The following is a 15,265-nucleotide window of genomic DNA, read 5'->3' on the forward strand; positions in this document are numbered from 1 at the left end:
GCACCGCACCACGCGCAGCAGTCGGCGCGCGCAGCCCCACCGTCACCATGTACCAGCTTTCGACGGGGGCATTTCATGCATCTCTCCACCTGGCGGCGCCGTATCGCGGCCGTCCTCATCATCCCCTTCCTCCTGGTGCTCGCAGGCTGCGGTCGACTCCACGCCGACTTCACCATCAAGAGCGCCGACGAGATCAACCTCAAGATGGACATAGGCATCCAGGAGGACTTCCTCGAGGAGATGGGGAGCCCGTACAGCTCCGCGCAGGAGATGTGCGATGAGATGGCTGAGGACACCAGCCAAGGCGACTTCTGGGGCGACGTGACGCCCAAGGCTTACGAAGAGGACGGCATCTGGGGGTGCCGCGGCGAGGGTGTCGTCAAGCGTGAGGACTTCGGCAGCGGTTTCTCCCTCAAAGAGGCCGACGGCAAGTACCACCTGACGATCTCTCCCTCCGAAGGCGCTGACACCGGCTCGGTCGGCGCGGACATGTCTGACTTCGACTTCCAGGTCACCTTCGCCTTCCCCGGAAAGGTTGAGGAGTCCAAGGGCGGCAAGATCGACGGCAAGACTGTCACCTACACCGATATGGACGACTTCAACAAGGGTGTGGACATCACCGCCAAAGCTGGCGGGTTCCCCTGGCTGATCGTCATCCTTGTCGTGCTTGTGCTCGGTTTCCTCCTGCTTGTGGCAGTGGCTATCGGCGCTTTCCTGTTCATCCGTTCCCGCAAGGGCAAGTCCGGCTCGACCGGTGGCTCCGGCTCGTCGGTGCCGTACGGTGCGGGCGCTTCCGCTCCGTCGGCTCCCGGCCAGCAGCCCCAGGGCGCCGCGTCGCCGTACCCCGGCCAGTCCTCTCCCGCTGCTCCGCAGCAGAGCGGACAGGGATGGGGCGGCCAGGGCTCTCCCGCCGCACCGCAGCAGGGCACTCAGGCGTGGGGACAGGCACCCGGCCAGGGCACGCAGCCCCCGACGCAGGGCGGCCAGCAGAGCTGGGGCCAGGCACCCGGCCAGGGCACGCAGCCCCCGGCACAGGGCGGCCAACAGGGTTGGGGCCAGCCACCACATCAGGGCTGATCCATGACAGCTGTGCGGGGCGGGCTGATCGGCCCGCCCCGTCGGCGCACCTGAGAGACCCGCATGTGAGCAGGCTCATGAGCTCTCGAATGGCGCGCAGGCGCGTGGAGCACTAAGCTTGTTCAGGTCGGATTCATCCGGCGGGCGCCCGTAGCTTAACGGATAGAGCATCTGACTACGGATCAGAAGGTTGGGGGTTCGAATCCCTCCGGGCGCGCTTCAGGAAACGGCCCTCACCAGCAGGTATGCACTGCGGGTGGGGGCCGATTCGCATGTGTGGCCGCGGCAAGAATCCTCTTCACGCCCGGACCGCTGCTGCGGGGCTGACCTGCTCACCACGGCGTCGCGCTGCGACCCGACCGAGCATGCCGCAGCTCCGCCAGCCGCCCCAGCACACCGCAGACCAAACCAGCCCACCGCGGCGTCGCCAGCCAACCGGCTTGGCATGCCGTAGCTCCGCCAGCCACCCCAGCACACCGCAGACCAAACCAGCCCGCCGCGGCTCCGCCAGCCAACCGGCTTGGCATGCCACAGCTCAGCCAGCCACCCCAGCACACCGCAGCTGCAGCACCACCTCCCCACCAGCTCTGCACGCTCGGGATTGGTCCTGCGTAACGCGAGGGGTAGAGAGGGCGTCGAGCCGCCGGCTCTGCACACCGCAGCCCCACCTGCACCGACTCTGTACGCCCAGGATCGTCAATTCATGGCGGTATATCTGGAGCCGCGACGATATTGCCGCGGCTCCAGATATACCGCCATCATCAGCACGGCTGACCACCCGGTGCGTGCGCACGTGCTGCGGTGCGCACTCAGGGGGTCCAGCGCGCGCGCAGGTGGTGCGGTGCGCGCACGTGTGGTGCGACCGTCGGCCCGGCGGCGCCGGCGCGACCCTAGGTCAGCTGACCAACACCTGCGTCCCGACCTACACCTGCGGGCGGACCTGCTCCCCGGCGCCAGCCTGCGCCTGCGTGATCGCGGCGCGGACCGAGCCCCAGCTCTCCATCACCGCTCGCGCGTCGTCGTCGCGCTCGGCGGCGATCGCATCCTGGCGGGCCGTCTCCAGCAGCTCGTCGATCTCCACGCGGGCACGGTTCTCCACTGCGGCAACGGCCGCCTCCACCATGGCGAAGCTGAGCACGTTGTCGTGCACTTCGCACAGCGGCCGTCGGCCTTCCCGCAGCGCGGAGACGAACTCGATCAGGGAGGCGTCGATCTGGTTCGGCTCAGCCTCGCGCGGTGCGGAGAGTTCCGCGTTCAGTTCGCGGTCGCGGTCCTCATTGTCCGTACCGACCACGGGCGTGCCCTGGCCGTCCCAGGTGGCTGTGCCGTTCTGCCCGGCGATGCGCCATTCACTGTTCCAGTAGGTGGGCAGGCCGCGGGCGTTCCAGGTTCCGTTGTAGACGAACAGGGAGCCGTCGGTCATCTCGAAGGTGGCGGTCACGCTGGCGTCGTGGCTGTACACGCTCCACGGCGGCCGATGCCCCTGCGCGGTCACCGCCACTGGGTCGGTGCCGAGCACGTGCCGCGCCGTATCGAAGGCATGGATGCCCATATCGCGCAGCATCGGGTGGCCCTGCGTGCGCCGGAACCCGTCGTGCTCCGTGAACAGGGAGAAGAAGGCACTGGTGAGCACCGCCGGACCATGCTCAGCGACGAAGGCACGCAGCTGCCTGACCTGCGGGAAGAATCGCCTGGACTGCGAGACCATGAACGGCACACCGGTGACCTCGGTGTGCGCCATGAGGCTGATCGCCTCCGGCAGGGTCTCCGTGACGGGCTTCTCCCCGAGCACGGGGATACCGGCATGCAGCGCAGCGACTGTCACCGGGTGGTGAGCGACCGGCACGGTCGGATTGACCAGGATGTCCGCCCCCAGGTCACGGGCGAGCTGCACGCCATCACGACCCACCGCGATGGAATCGGGATCCTCCGCACCGGACTGGGCGACCGCCGCCCGCGCGACAGACTCGTCGAGGTCCGCCATACCCACGAGCTCTGCGACCTCGCTCGCAACGATGGAGCGAGCCCACCATCTGCCCATCGATCCGGAGCCGACGATAACTGCCCTTGCCGGACGGTCAGAGGTGATCACGGGCTGATTCTCAGATGGCACGCTCGGCTCCTTCCACGCGGTACCAGTCCAGCGGGGCGTGGGCGATGCGCACCGGTCGCTGCTCGCGCTCCTCGGGCCGTGCCCAGACGACGGCATTGGCGAGCACGCGGCGAATCTCCGGCTGGTGGTAGACCGGGTATTCCTGGTCGCCCGGGCTGAAGTAGAAGATCTTGCCTTTACCGCGACGGAACACGCAGCCGGAACGGAACACCTCACCACCGGCGAAGGAGGAGATGAAGACGAGTTCATCGGGTGCAGGGATGTCGAACATCTCGCCGTACATCTCCTGCTTCGGCACGATGATCGGGTGTGGGACACCCCGGGCGATGGGGTGGGAACCGTTGACGGTCCACACCCGTTCCTCCTCGCCGTCGTTGCGCCACAGCAGGTTGCAGGTGGTGCCCATCAAACGGGTGAACGGCTTGGAGTAGTGGGCGGAGTGCAGCGGGATCAGGCCCATGCCGTCGTGCACGCGACGCACCACGGCGTCGGCCACATGGTCGGGCACGTCGCCGTGGGCCATGTGACCCCACCAGGTGAGCACGTCGATCTCGGCGAGAGCCTGGTCGCTGAGCGACTCCTCGATATCGTCGAGCAGGGCGACGCGCACCTCGGCATCGACGCCGTCGGCGGCGAGTGTCTCGCGCAGGCCGTCGGCGATGACGGTATGCATGCCCTCGGGATACACCTGCTGGACGACGGGGTCGGATTTCTCGTGTCGATTCTCTCCGAACACGGTGATGCGGAGTGTCATGGTGCGGTGCTCCTGGGTGGGGTGATGGGGCCGCTACAGAGGAGACGGCAGTTCGTAGCGTGCTTCATCGTAGGCGCCTGAGATGACCAGCAGGAGGCTGTCCACGCCGCCATTTCCGCCCTGTCGCCCCTGCGGTGCCGTCCCCGCTCGGCACCCTCACGGGGTGCGCCCCCGCAGGGCTCAACTTCCCCAGAGGCGCGGACGACATCCGCCGTGATGCCTTGATCGCTCCGATCTCCATCGCCTCGACACCGCTGCGACCAGGACGTTTGGAAAACGTGATGGTCACGTGACCTGCCTCCCCCTCATTGACCGACAAGTAGCTGATTACTGTGTCGACGAGGCCCCCTCAAGGACGCGGGGGCCTTGCTCACTCCATAGCGCGGGGCCTTGCTCCTGGCCGTCGACGACCGCCGCTGCCACCGCCGCCGCCCGCACGACCGCAGGCCCTCGGCCAGTCCAGCCCCTCGGGCTTTCGACGGAGATCCCACTCCCCTACCCCCTCCTTGCGACCCATCTCTCCGCCAAAAGTACTGGTCAGCGCCCCCTCCAGGAATACCGATGTGACCTGCATCCTTTGCTGGATCAGCGGGTGGCACGTCAGGCTGATCTCAGCGACGCGACCGTGCATCGGACCACGCGGCCCCGCCCCGTTCCGGGCCAGGACTGCGCGGCAGCCCTTCCGGTCCGCGACGCTGCAGAACCCTGTCTCGACGCCCACCGCACAGCGATCCTCCGAGGAGAACACGTGTCCAGTCTCGACAAGCTCGCCCCGTCCCGCCGCTCGCTCCTGCTGGGAGCCGCCGCCGTCGCCCCGCTCGTCGCTCTGGGCGGCGCCTCCGCACATGCCGCAGTCGGCGGCCTGAAGAACGCGGGCGGCCTGACTATCACCCATCACTGGGACCACCCGGAGATCCGTTCGATCGACTACCGCTTCGACACGCACGGGATGGTCAAGCTGTTCCCGCCGTCGATCCGCGTCACGGTGCCTCCGAGCTACTTCGAGAACAAGGACCGCCGCTACCCGGTCCTGCTGCTGCTCCACGGTCAGGGCGGCTACTACCTCGACTGGACGAAGATGGGCGGCGTTATCGAGCAGACCGAGAAGCACGAGGTCATCGTGGTGATGCCCGATGGCGGCGGCTCGTTCTACTCCAACGCCAACCAGCCGCTTCCGAACCGAGAGGCGAACTGGGAGTCGTTCATCATGACCCAGGTGCTGCCCTTCGTCCACGAAAACTTCCGCACCGACCCGAAGCGCATGGCCATCGCCGGCCTGTCCATGGGCGGCTGGGGCGCCCTCGCCCTCGGCCAGCGCTACTGGGGTCACTTCCGCTCTGTGAGCTCCTACTCGGGGCCGGGCGACCGGCGCCCCGAGACCGGGGACGGAGCCGGCGTGCACCTCGCGATCTGGATCAGCCCCGGACTCGAGGTCTTCAAGCGCGGCCCGCACGTGAACCCGCCCGGCTCCACGTGGGGCCACGCGGTGAACCCGCCGATCGCCAAGACCTATAACCCGATCGAGAACCTCGACAAGTACAGGGGCAAGCGCCTGTTCCTGCGCACCGGTGACGGCGGCTGGGACGACTTCTTCGGTGGCCTCGCGCAGTCTCCGGACCTGGCCGCGCAGTTCGCGGAGAAGGCGAACAGCCTGGGTGTGGATGTCATCGAGGGCTTCGTCCACCCCAACCTCGAGCGCTTCCACAAGGCTGCGGTCGACGCGGGCCTGGACAGCGACTTCAAGCTCTTCCCGGGTCGCACGCACGATTGGGGCCTGTGGAAGGAGAACCTCGCCGAGGACCTCCCCGGCATGATGAAGGTGCTCAACGCCTGAGCCGCCCGGGGGCTGTCCCTCCCCCTGAACGCTCGTCGGCCCCGGTGCGCCCACCCGCTCGGGGCCGACGAAGCCCACCACCTGCCGGCGCCCGCCCCATCATCTCCTTCTTCCGGGGACGGTGCGTCAGCGACTCTCCCCCAGGTGCCTCATCTCGGCGTTGCCGAGGTGAGGCACCTCTCTGTGGTCGTGAGGGTCCATGCCGGCGCCGAGCGCGAGCGCGATCTGCAGGATGTCGCCATGCGCGACGAGAACCACATCCACGCCGGTCGCGGCGAGCGCATCAGCATCCTCCACCGCGGAGCGCACACGGTCGGCGACCGCACGCACCGGCTCCACCTCCCCGCCGGGGTCCCGCCTCGTGCGGTCAGCAGTCCACACGAGCTCGTAGGCACTGGCTGGCCCCTCGTCATGGATGCCGAAGAAGCGCTCGCGCAGCCTCTGGTCGATCCGCGGTGCAGCGGCGCCGATCCCCGCGGCGAACTCCTGAGCAGTCTGCAGGGCGCGCGCGTAGTCGCTGGAGACCACCACGGTGTCGGGGCCGAGCCCGTTCTCTGTACGGGCACTGCGGGCCGCGGCCCGTGCCTGTTCCCGTCCACGCGCGGTCAGGTCCACCTCGACGAGCGCCCGCTCGCCCGGGGCGGAACAGATCAGCCCCTCGACATTCGCGGTGGACTCCCCGTGGCGCAGCACCCATACTCCGGCGGCACCAGCATCTGCTCCGCGCATGACGTTAGGACGGTTCATTGCGGGGCCTCCAATCTGGTTAGTCAGGCAGGAGCCAGTGCGGGGCCGCCGGAAAACCCCGCCCCATCGACCGGGATCAGCCCCGCCCCCGTCGACCGTCAGCTCAGGGGACGATCTTGCCGGGGTTCAGGTTCCGGCCCGGGTCAGCGTTCTCATACAGGCCCTGCAGCATGCGCACGCCCACCTCACCGATGTCCTGGCTGATCCAGGGGCGATGCTCGGTGCCAACACCGTGGTGGTGGGACAGCCCCGCGCGCAGGTCGACGAACTGCTGCTGGATTGCGTTCTTGATCTCGTAGTACTCCTCGAGCGCGGTCTCCTCGGAGGAGTACGGCACCGCGAAGGTGAAGTACAGGCAGGCGCCACCGTGGTAGCTGTGCGACATGTGGCAGAACAGGAAACCGGGGCGGCCGGTGGCGTTCTGGACCTCGTAGAAGCGGTCATACACGCGCGAGTGGATCTCGTTGAGCTGAGACCAGGTGCCGCCGGTCTCGCACACGTCACCGAAGACCTGGTAGTTCAGCAGGAAGTCGCGCAGGTAGGGGGTGTCGAACTTCTTCTGGTCGTACACCGCGCCTGGTCCGGCGCCCAGGGTGATGCCGCCGTTCTTGCCGACGATCTTCTTCACGAGCGCCTTTTCCCGCTCGACATTGGCTTTGGTGCCCTCGAAGCAGACGTAGGCGATGCACATTTCTTCGTCGGTGTCCCAGCCGCGCGAGCGCAGGAAGGCGAAGAGGCCCTCCTGAACCTTCGCCATCGCCTTCCCCTTGGTGGAGGTCGGCTCCTTCACGAGCGCCAGGGAGAAACGGGTCTCGGGGCCGTCGGACAGGCGGGCGAAGACGGGGTTCGCTTCGGAGCGGGCAATGGCGTGCATGCCGCGGATGCCGTGCTCCCAGTCGGGGTACATGTAGGCGATCACCTGGCGCACCGGGGCGAGGCGGTGCACCTGCACGGTGCATTCCGTGATCACGCCCAGGCGCCCTTCGGAGCCCAGCAGCATTTCGTGCACGCTCGAGCCGGAGTCGCGGCCGGGGATCGGCTTGGTGACCACGACACCGTCGAGGGTCACGGCACGCATACCGCGCACGATGTCCTCGATGTCGCCGTACTTGTCGGACTGCATGCCGGTGGAGCGGGTCGCGGCCCACCCACCGAGCGTGGAGTAGGTGAAGGAGTCGGGGAAGTGGCCCAGGGTCCAGCCCCGCTCATTGAGCTGTTCCTCGAGCTCGGGCCCGTACGCGCCAGCCTGGATGCGGGCGAGCGCGGCGGTGTCGTCGATCTCCAGCAGCTGCTTCATCCGCCCCATGTTCAGCGACAGAACCGGGCGCTGCTCGTCCTCATCGGGTGTGACGGAACCGGAGATGCACGAGCCGCCACCGTAGGGGATCACGACAAGGTTCCGCTCGGCGGCCAGACGCAGCACGCCAGCCACCTCATTCTCATCGCCGGGATACACCACGGCGTCGACCACGCGACCGAAGCGACCGGTGCGCACACGGAACAGGTCCGGCAAGGAGCGACCGAAGGACATGGTCACGCGGGTGTCATCGTCCACGCGCAGGTTCTCGGCTCCGACGATGCCCTCCAGCGCGGCCTGCAGTTCGGAGCCGAGGATGCTCGCGGGCACCTCGTGGTCGGCCAGCTGCGGCTCGACCGGTTCCGGCTTCTGCGTGAGGTCGATGCCGATCTTCTCCTTGGCCAGCGGGTTGAAGCCCGGCTTGTTGCGCCAGTTGAAGGTGACGTCGTCCATCCCCCAGCCCCACCACTTGTGGCGCTTGACGTCTGCTGCGGTGATAGGTGCGCTCATCGGGCGCCTCCTTCGTCCTGCGGCGCTGAGCCGAGGACCTCGTCGTGGTGCTGGTCATACAGTTCGCGCACCCGATCGCGGATGCGTGAAGAGAATTCGACTGCAGACTCTCCGGTCTGCGCGGTCATCGGGTCGCCGAACACGACGGCGACGGGCGGACGCCCCTTCACGGGCCAGCTGCGGCCCTTGGGCATCGCTTCATAGCCGCCCACGAGCGCGGCGGGGATCACGGGCACGCCCACGCCGATCGCGAGGGCGGCGGCGCCGGGGTTGAAGGTGCCGATCCGGCCGGTCTTCTGTCGCCCTCCCTCAGGGAACACCAGGATCGGCACACCGGCGCGCAGCAGCCGACGGGACGTGCCGGAGTGGCGCTTGGAGCCGTCGCGGTCGATCGGGAAGGCGTTGAACAGCCAGCGCACGAACCAGCGTCGGTACCAGACGGTGAAGAAGTAGTCGGCGGCCACTCCGGTGGAGAGGAAGCGTGCCTGCGACCACGGCAGACCCTGGGCGATCATGGGGGCGTCCAGGTGGCTCGTATGGTTGGCGACCAGCACGAATGGGCCGCGCACCGTGCGGACGCGACGCGCGACGTTCGCACTCGGGGTGATCGCGGAGCGCACCACGGAACGGAACACGACGCGCTGCAGGACGAACCGTGCGGCGGCGCGCCAGCGCGACCGGTATTTCACGAGGTCGCCGTCGGGAACGTCCCAGCCCTCACCGCGTGAGCGTGCGGACAGCGAACCGATCGGGCGGGCCGACGGTCGGGCAGGCCGCGCTGAGCCCGGCTCAGCGGGCGCCCGTGCACCCGTGGGCTCGGTGGTTGCGTCGTCGCCTGCCTGCTCGTGCCGTGACGTCACCGGGTCAGCGCTCCTTGCTGCGTCGATGAGACAGGATCGCGCTCAGCCGCGCCACCAGGGAGCGCGGGGTCGAGCGCAGGACCGCAGCGATCAGCTTCCACCGCGCGGTCGGGATGCTGAAAGGCTTGCCACGTGCGAGGTCCTGCAGGCAGCCCTCCACGAGGGTGTCCGCATCGATCCACAGGAACGGCGGGATCGAGGACCCCTTGATGCCGGCACGGGAATGGAACTCGGTGCGCACCCACCCGGGAGCCAGGCACGTGACCCTCACGCCGGTGCCCGCGAGCTGCACGCCGAGAGACTCGGAGTAGTTGTTCGTCCACGCTTTGATCGCGGTGTAGTTGTTCTGGGTCACGAAACCGGACACGGAGCCGACGTTGACGATCCAGCCATGGCCTCGTTCGCGCATGCCGCGCCCGGCGGCGCCGCCGAGCTTCAGCACGGCACGGATCATCACTTCGAAGCCGTGGTCGTGATCGGTCAGATCAGGATCCAGCAGGCTTGCGCGCACGGAGAAGCCGGCATTGTTGATGAACACATCGATGGGGTCGGCCGCCTGTTCGAGTCGGTCAGCCACACGCTGCTGAGCATCACGGTCGGCAAGATCCGCGACGATGGTCTCCACGTCAACGCCGTAGGTCTCTCGCAGAGACTGTGCGGATTCCTCGAGCCGTTGCGGGTTCCGGGCGACCAGGACGATCGCTGCCCCCCGTGCGGCGAAAGCCCTCGCGAATGCCGCCCCGATGCCTGAGGTTCCACCGGTGATCAGGGCCCTATGCATGACGGCTACGATACACTAGCGCCGCTTTGACCAGCGCTGGGAAGAGGCGTCCGCCCCTACGGCACGAACGCCCGCGACATGGCCTCCGACCTCGGCGTCCAGCCCTCCCGGCGATCCCGTGAACCGAGGGGAACCATGACCGAGACGACTCCCGTTCAGCCCGCCGATGATGCGGCCGCCCGCAGCGACGCGTCGACCTCCACGAGCGCCCCGTCGGCGCCCCGGCGAATCCTGCTGACCGGCGTCACCGGGTTCCTGGGTCAGGCCGTTCTGCAGACCCTGCTGGAGACCACCGACGACGTGCATGTCACCGCCGTGGTACGCGCCAAGGGCAGCACCACCGGCCAGAAGCGCGTGCGCGCACTGCTCGGCAAGCCCGTGTTCGCGCCGTGGCGTGACCGCATCGGCCGCGCGCAGGCGGAGAAGATCTTCGATGAGCGCGTGGACGTGCTCGAGGGCGATCTCACAGCCATGCCGGCCATCACGCAACCGTTCGATGTGGTGATCCATTCGGCGTCCTCTGTGTCCTTTGACCCGCCGATCGACGAGGCGTTCCGCACCAACGTGGGCGGCGCCCGCAACCTGTACCAGGCGCTGCTGGATTCGGGGCAGGACCCGCACGTGATCCACGTGTCCACCGCGTACGTCGGCGGCATCTCCAAGGGTCTGCGCCAGGAGGGCCGGCTGGTCCACGACGTCGACTGGCGAGCCGAGTACGACGCCGCCCAGGACGCCCGCGCCCGCGTGGAGGCCGAGTCACGTCGGCCTGAGACGCTGCGCTCGCAGTTGCGCACAGCCCGCGGCACCACCGGCCGGATGGGCCCGAAGGCCGTGGCTGCCGCCGCTGAGGAGGCCCGCCGCGCCTGGGTGAACGAGCGCCTGGTGGACTTCGGCCGCACCCGCGCCCAGTCCGTGGGGTGGACCGACATCTACACCTTCACCAAGGCCATGGCTGAGCGTGTGGCCGAGGAGATGTGGGCTGACGCTGGCCATCGCGTCTCCTTCGTGCGGCCCTCCATCATCGAGTCGGCGCTTCGGAACCCTGCGCCGGGGTGGATCGACGGCTACAAGGTGGCCGACCCGCTGATCATGGCCTACGGCAAGGGTCTGCTGCCGGAGTTCCCCGGGCTTGCGGACTCGATCCTCGACATCATCCCGGTGGACTTCATCGTGAACGTCATCGTGGCGTTGGCCACGCAGGACACCGAGCGCCGCGGTGATGACGCCTACTTCCAGGTGGTCTCCGGCAGCACGAACCCGCTGCCGTTCCACGAAATGGTCTCCGCGGTGCAGAGCTACTTCCAGGAGCATCCGCTGACCGACGACAAGGGCCGGGAGATCCAGGTTCCCACCTGGTCCTTCCCGGAGGTCGAGCTGGTCGAGCAGCGATTCCGCGCGAAAGAGCTCGCCGCGAAGGTCGGGCAGAAGGTCGTCTCACACCTGCCGGCGAACAAGCAGACGCGGGCATGGACCTCGCAGCTGCACAAGGCGACCAGCGGCATGACAACGCTGCGCAAGTACATCGAGCTGTATCGCCAGTACACGAAGACGGAGATGGTCTTCGATGACGCGAACACGCGGGCGCTGCGTGAGGAGCTGCCGGCGTCCTTCCTCGAGCGTCACGACTTCGATGTGAGCGACATCGACTGGCAGCACTACTTCCGCGATCTGCACCTGCCGGCCGTGACCGAGCTGACGAAAGCCTACTCGCGCCGCAAGGCCGCCCTGATGTCTCGCTCCGAGCGGCCCGCCCCGGCGGTGACGGCCAACCCGCGAGCGATCGCCGTGTTCGACCTCGACGGCACGGTGCTTGCCACCAACGTGGTGCGCCAGTACTTCGAGATGGTCCGTGCCACGAAACCGCGCGGCACCTGGCTGGGCGAGATCAGCGGCCTGCTGGCGAGCGTCCCCGGATATCTGCGAGCCGACAACCGCGACCGCTCTGAGCTGATCCGCATGGTCAACCGCCGATACAAGGGCTTCCGCGCGGACGACATGCGCCGCCTCGCCTCGGGTGACCTGGGTGAGCAGATCCGTTCCTCGATCCGTCCGGCCGCCGCCGAGGTGATCGGTCGCCACCGCGCGGCCGGGCATCACACGGTGCTGGTCACCGGCGCGCTCGACATCATGGTGGAACCGCTTGCGGACCTCTTCGACGAAGTGGTCGCCACCTCGATGGATGTGGACGCCGATGGTGTGCTCACCGGCTACCTGGCGACGCCTCCGGTGGTCGACGAGGCCCGCGCGAACTGGCTGCGCAAGTACGCCGTCGAGCATGACGTGGATCTGTCTGCTTCCTACGGGTACGGCGACTCGCACGCCGACGCCGCATGGCTGGAACTTGTGGGCACGCCCACCGCGGTGAGCCCCGACCTGGGGCTGTACGCCGTGGCGAAGAAGAAGCGCTGGGCGATCCTGGAGTGGTGACGCCGCGCGCCCGGACGGCTTGACGCTGTCAGCGGTGTCCGGGCAGCTGCGCGGCCATGATTGCGGCCGTGGACCGGGTCACAGCACGGAGGCGAGGAACTCCCGCAGCCTGGGTGAGCGCGGATCAGCGATGACCTGCTGCGGAGCGCCCGCTTCGATGATCCTGCCGTCGTCCATGAAGACCACCTGATCAGCGACCTCGCGGGCGAAGCCCAGCTCGTGGGTCACCACGATCATGGTCATGCCGTCACGGGCAAGGTCCCGCAGCACGCTGAGGACCTCGGCGACGAGCTCGGGATCCAGGGCACTGGTGGGCTCATCGAAGAGCATCAGCTCCGGGTCCATGGCGAGCGCCCGCGCGATCGCGACGCGCTGCTGCTGGCCACCGGAGAGCTCCGACGGATAGTGGTCGGCGCGGTCGGCCAGGCCTACGCGGTCCAGCAGCTCCAGTGCGCGATCGCGTGCCTGTTCTCGCGGCAGACGGAGCACCTGCACCGGCGCTTCCATCACATTGCCGAGCGCTGTCAGGTGCGGGAACAGGTGGAAGCGCTGGAACACCATGCCGATGCGGGCGCGCTGCGCGGCGATCTGCTTCTCGCTGAGGCGCTGCCAGCGACCGTCGGCCAGAGGCTCGGGTGCCAGGCCCTGCAGTTCACCGTCGATGCGCACGAATCCGGCGGTGGGGCGCTCGAGCTGGTTGATGCAGCGCAGCAGGGTGGACTTGCCGGAGCCGGAGGGACCCACGAGCACGCACACCTCGGAACGCGCCACCGTGAGGGAGCATCCCTTCAGAACGGGCAGGTCGCCGAAGGACTTGTGGACGTCCTCGATCTCGACCAGGGGGCGAGGGCTCCCGGCGGACATCGCCTCGGTGGCCGACGGGTCGTGGTGGGTGCCCGGGTCACGGCGGGTGCCCGGGTCGGGACAGGTGTCAGGCTCGGTCACAGTTCCACCTCCGGCAGCGGGTCGCGGGGCGTGGTCCCCGCACGGTTCACGGCGGCCTGGCGCGAGCGGCGTCGGGGCGCGGCTGTGGTGCCGTCATCGAAGCCGCGGCCGAAATACCGCTCCAGGTAGTGCTGGCCGATCATCAGCACGCTGGTGATCGCGAGGTACCAGGTGGCGGCGACGATCAGCAGCGGGATCGGGGTGTACAGCTTGTTGGCGATGGCGTTGGTGGCATAGGTGAGGTCCAGGGTGAACGGCACGGCGAGCACCAGCGAGGTCGTCTTCAGCATGCCGATGGTCTCGTTGCCCAGCGGCGGCACGATCACACGCATCGCCTGGGGGATCACCACCCGCCGCAGGATGGCCCCCTCCCCCATGCCGAGTGCGCGAGCGGCCTCGCTCTGGCCACGGTCCACACTGCCCAGGCCGGAGCGGATGATCTCCGCGAGGTAGGCGCCCTCGTTCAGCCCCAGGGCGATCACGGCCGCCCAGAAAGCGGTGAACAGGTCACGAGTGGAGAAGGACAGCAGCTCCGGCCCGAAGGGCACACCGATCACGATCTTCGGCACGATCACGGTGAACAGGCCCCAGAACACGAGCTGCGTGTACACGGGTGTGCCGCGGAACACGAAGATGTATGCCCAGGAGACGCCGCGCAGCACAGGGTTGGAGCTGCGCCGCATGAGGGCGGCGGTGAGTGCCACGGCGGTGCCCAGCAGCATGGACAGCACCGTGAGCAGCAATGTCCAGCCGACGCCCTGCACGACCTTCACGTCCAGCAGGTAGGTGGCGACCGTGCCCCAGTCGAACACCGGGTTGCGCACGGCGAACAGGATCAGCCCCACCGTGAGCACGGCGGTGATCACGGCGGCCACCCAGGTGCCGGGTCGTGGCGCGGGGCGCACCCGCAACCGCGGCGGTGCAGTGCCCGGCTCGGACGCGGCGCCGTGGGGCGCGGGATGTGTGGATGCGGTGGTCATGAAGTCGGGTCCACTTCTGCGACGGGGATCATGCCGGATTCATTGCCCCACGCGGCGAGGATTCGCTGCATGTGACCGGAGTCGATGAGGTGCTGCACGGCGGCGCGGATCGCCTGGGCCAGCTCAGGCTGATCGCGAGCGATGACGATGCCGTTCAGGGCCGACTCCTCGATCTGGCCGATCGCCTCCAAGGTGCCGCGGGAGCGCTCGATGGCGTAGGCGGTCACCGGGGAGTCGGCCATGAAGATGTCGGCTTTGCCGCCGGCGGTGTTGGTGGCGGCGTCGGCGTTGTCGACGTAGGCGAGCACGTCGTAGCCGGGGCGGCCGTCGGCGCGGCACTGGGCGGTGCGGATCTCGGCGAGCTCTTCCTGATATGTGCCCACCTGCAGGGCGACGCGTTTGCCGCACAGGTCCGCGGGGTCGATGTCGTAGGGGTTACCGGACTTCACGGCGTAGGAGACGCCGGCACGGAAGTAGCTGACCATGCTGACGGTTTTCAGCCGTTCGGGGTCGATAGTGAAGGAGGACATGCCCACGTCGTACAGCGACCCGATCGCCGGGATGATCTGGGAGAACACGGCGGACTCGGTGCGGGTGGCAAGGCCGAGTACGCGACCGAGCGCGTCGAAGATGTCGATGTCGAAGCCCACCGCGGTGCCGTCGGAGCCGACGAACTCCCCCGGCGCATAGTCGAGGGAGGCGCCGTTGACGAGCTCGCCGCGCTCCCGGATCTGGGCGGGCACCTGGTCGGCGATCTCGGGCACGGCGGTGATCTCGGAGAGGTCCACGTGCGGGATGACATTCGCCTCGGCGTCCAGGCGCTCACTGGCGCGGGTGCACGAGGCAAGGCCGGGCGCAATCAGCGCGGCCGGGAGGGCGCGCAGCAGGGTTCGACGGGACGGGATCACGACAGCAAGGTTATGCAGTCCTGCGCATACTC

At 68.2% G+C, this 15,265-nt stretch carries 12 protein-coding genes and 1 tRNA gene; 4 read left to right on the forward strand and 9 right to left on the reverse strand.

All coding sequences use genetic code 11. The features are described 5' to 3' along the window. Positions 1–75 precede the first annotated feature (75 nt). Complete coding sequence (locus tag C8271_RS13100; RefSeq protein ID WP_106507668.1) at positions 76–1,077, forward strand: LppM family (lipo)protein; 1,002 nt, start codon at positions 76–78, stop codon at positions 1,075–1,077. A gap of 144 nt (positions 1,078–1,221) precedes the next feature. Next, a tRNA-Arg gene (locus C8271_RS13105) sits at positions 1,222–1,294 on the forward strand. A gap of 705 nt (positions 1,295–1,999) precedes the next feature. Here C8271_RS13105 and C8271_RS13110 read toward each other — a convergent pair. Both C8271_RS13110 and C8271_RS13115 read right to left on the reverse strand, forming a co-directional pair. Beyond that, complete coding sequence (locus C8271_RS13110; RefSeq protein WP_245921145.1) at positions 2,000–3,190, reverse strand: Gfo/Idh/MocA family protein; 1,191 nt, start codon at positions 3,188–3,190, stop codon at positions 2,000–2,002. Continuing rightward, the gene (locus tag C8271_RS13115) at positions 3,180–3,944 is read right to left on the reverse strand and encodes a ThuA domain-containing protein (protein WP_106507670.1); all 765 of its coding nucleotides are present in this window, start codon (positions 3,942–3,944) and stop codon (positions 3,180–3,182) included. Before C8271_RS13115 ends, C8271_RS13110 begins: the two co-directional genes overlap by 11 nt. A gap of 748 nt (positions 3,945–4,692) precedes the next feature. Here C8271_RS13115 and C8271_RS13120 point away from each other — a divergent pair. After that, positions 4,693–5,778, forward strand: coding sequence for an alpha/beta hydrolase (locus C8271_RS13120; protein ID WP_138774583.1), 1,086 nt, complete (start codon positions 4,693–4,695; stop codon positions 5,776–5,778). Positions 5,779–5,904: 126 nt separating this feature from the next. Here C8271_RS13120 and C8271_RS13125 read toward each other — a convergent pair whose 3' ends face one another. The 4 genes from C8271_RS13125 to C8271_RS13140 form a co-directional block, all read right to left on the reverse strand. Further along, on the reverse strand, positions 5,905–6,525 hold the full coding sequence (locus C8271_RS13125) for a histidine phosphatase family protein (RefSeq protein ID WP_245921146.1): 621 nt from the start codon (positions 6,523–6,525) through the stop codon (positions 5,905–5,907). Positions 6,526–6,628: 103 nt separating this feature from the next. Next, positions 6,629–8,332 carry an FAD-binding oxidoreductase gene (locus tag C8271_RS13130; RefSeq protein WP_106507673.1) on the reverse strand — a complete coding sequence of 568 codons (1,704 nt, stop codon included), beginning with the start codon at positions 8,330–8,332 and terminating at the stop codon, positions 6,629–6,631. Continuing rightward, on the reverse strand, positions 8,329–9,192 hold the full coding sequence (locus tag C8271_RS13135) for a lysophospholipid acyltransferase family protein (protein ID WP_170957901.1): 864 nt from the start codon (positions 9,190–9,192) through the stop codon (positions 8,329–8,331). Before C8271_RS13135 ends, C8271_RS13130 begins: the two co-directional genes overlap by 4 nt. 4 nt (positions 9,193–9,196) lie before the next feature. Continuing rightward, positions 9,197–9,973, reverse strand: a complete 777-nt coding sequence (locus C8271_RS13140) for an SDR family NAD(P)-dependent oxidoreductase (protein WP_106507675.1) — start codon at positions 9,971–9,973, stop codon at positions 9,197–9,199. 135 nt (positions 9,974–10,108) lie between these two features. On the opposite strand from C8271_RS13140, the gene C8271_RS13145 reads away from it, so the two are divergent. Then, positions 10,109–12,400, forward strand: a complete 2,292-nt coding sequence (locus tag C8271_RS13145; RefSeq protein ID WP_106507676.1) for an HAD-IB family hydrolase — start codon at positions 10,109–10,111, stop codon at positions 12,398–12,400. Between the two features lie 78 nt (positions 12,401–12,478). On the opposite strand, the gene C8271_RS13150 is transcribed toward C8271_RS13145, so the two are convergent. The 3 genes from C8271_RS13150 to C8271_RS13160 all read right to left on the reverse strand — a co-directional run bounded on the left by C8271_RS13150 (position 12,479) and on the right by C8271_RS13160 (position 15,233). Beyond that, the gene (locus C8271_RS13150) at positions 12,479–13,264 is read right to left on the reverse strand and encodes an amino acid ABC transporter ATP-binding protein (protein ID WP_106508086.1); all 786 of its coding nucleotides are present in this window, start codon (positions 13,262–13,264) and stop codon (positions 12,479–12,481) included. Between the two features lie 77 nt (positions 13,265–13,341). Further along, positions 13,342–14,325 carry an amino acid ABC transporter permease gene (locus C8271_RS13155; RefSeq protein WP_106507677.1) on the reverse strand — a complete coding sequence of 328 codons (984 nt, stop codon included), beginning with the start codon at positions 14,323–14,325 and terminating at the stop codon, positions 13,342–13,344. Continuing rightward, positions 14,322–15,233, reverse strand: a complete 912-nt coding sequence (locus C8271_RS13160; RefSeq protein ID WP_245921147.1) for an ABC transporter substrate-binding protein — start codon at positions 15,231–15,233, stop codon at positions 14,322–14,324. The genes C8271_RS13155 and C8271_RS13160 overlap by 4 nt, the downstream gene beginning before the upstream one ends. Positions 15,234–15,265: the final 32 nt, after the last annotated feature.

This window comes from Brachybacterium timonense (assembly GCF_900258505.1).
Taxonomy (GTDB): domain Bacteria; phylum Actinomycetota; class Actinomycetes; order Actinomycetales; family Dermabacteraceae; genus Brachybacterium; species Brachybacterium timonense.

Excerpts from the sequence above, each read along its gene's own strand:
- C8271_RS13100 (WP_106507668.1), top strand. The coding sequence starts at position 76 with ATGCATCTCTCCACCTGGCGGCGCCGTATCGCGGCCGTCCTCATCATC.
- C8271_RS13115 (WP_106507670.1), bottom strand. The coding sequence starts at position 3,944 with ATGACACTCCGCATCACCGTGTTCGGAGAGAATCGACACGAGAAATCC.
- C8271_RS13125 (WP_245921146.1), bottom strand. The coding sequence starts at position 6,525 with ATGAACCGTCCTAACGTCATGCGCGGAGCAGATGCTGGTGCCGCCGGA.
- C8271_RS13130 (WP_106507673.1), bottom strand. The coding sequence starts at position 8,332 with ATGAGCGCACCTATCACCGCAGCAGACGTCAAGCGCCACAAGTGGTGG.
- C8271_RS13140 (WP_106507675.1), bottom strand. The coding sequence starts at position 9,973 with ATGCATAGGGCCCTGATCACCGGTGGAACCTCAGGCATCGGGGCGGCA.
- C8271_RS13145 (WP_106507676.1), top strand. The coding sequence starts at position 10,109 with ATGACCGAGACGACTCCCGTTCAGCCCGCCGATGATGCGGCCGCCCGC.
- C8271_RS13150 (WP_106508086.1), bottom strand. The coding sequence starts at position 13,264 with ATGTCCGCCGGGAGCCCTCGCCCCCTGGTCGAGATCGAGGACGTCCAC.
- C8271_RS13155 (WP_106507677.1), bottom strand. The coding sequence starts at position 14,325 with ATGACCACCGCATCCACACATCCCGCGCCCCACGGCGCCGCGTCCGAG.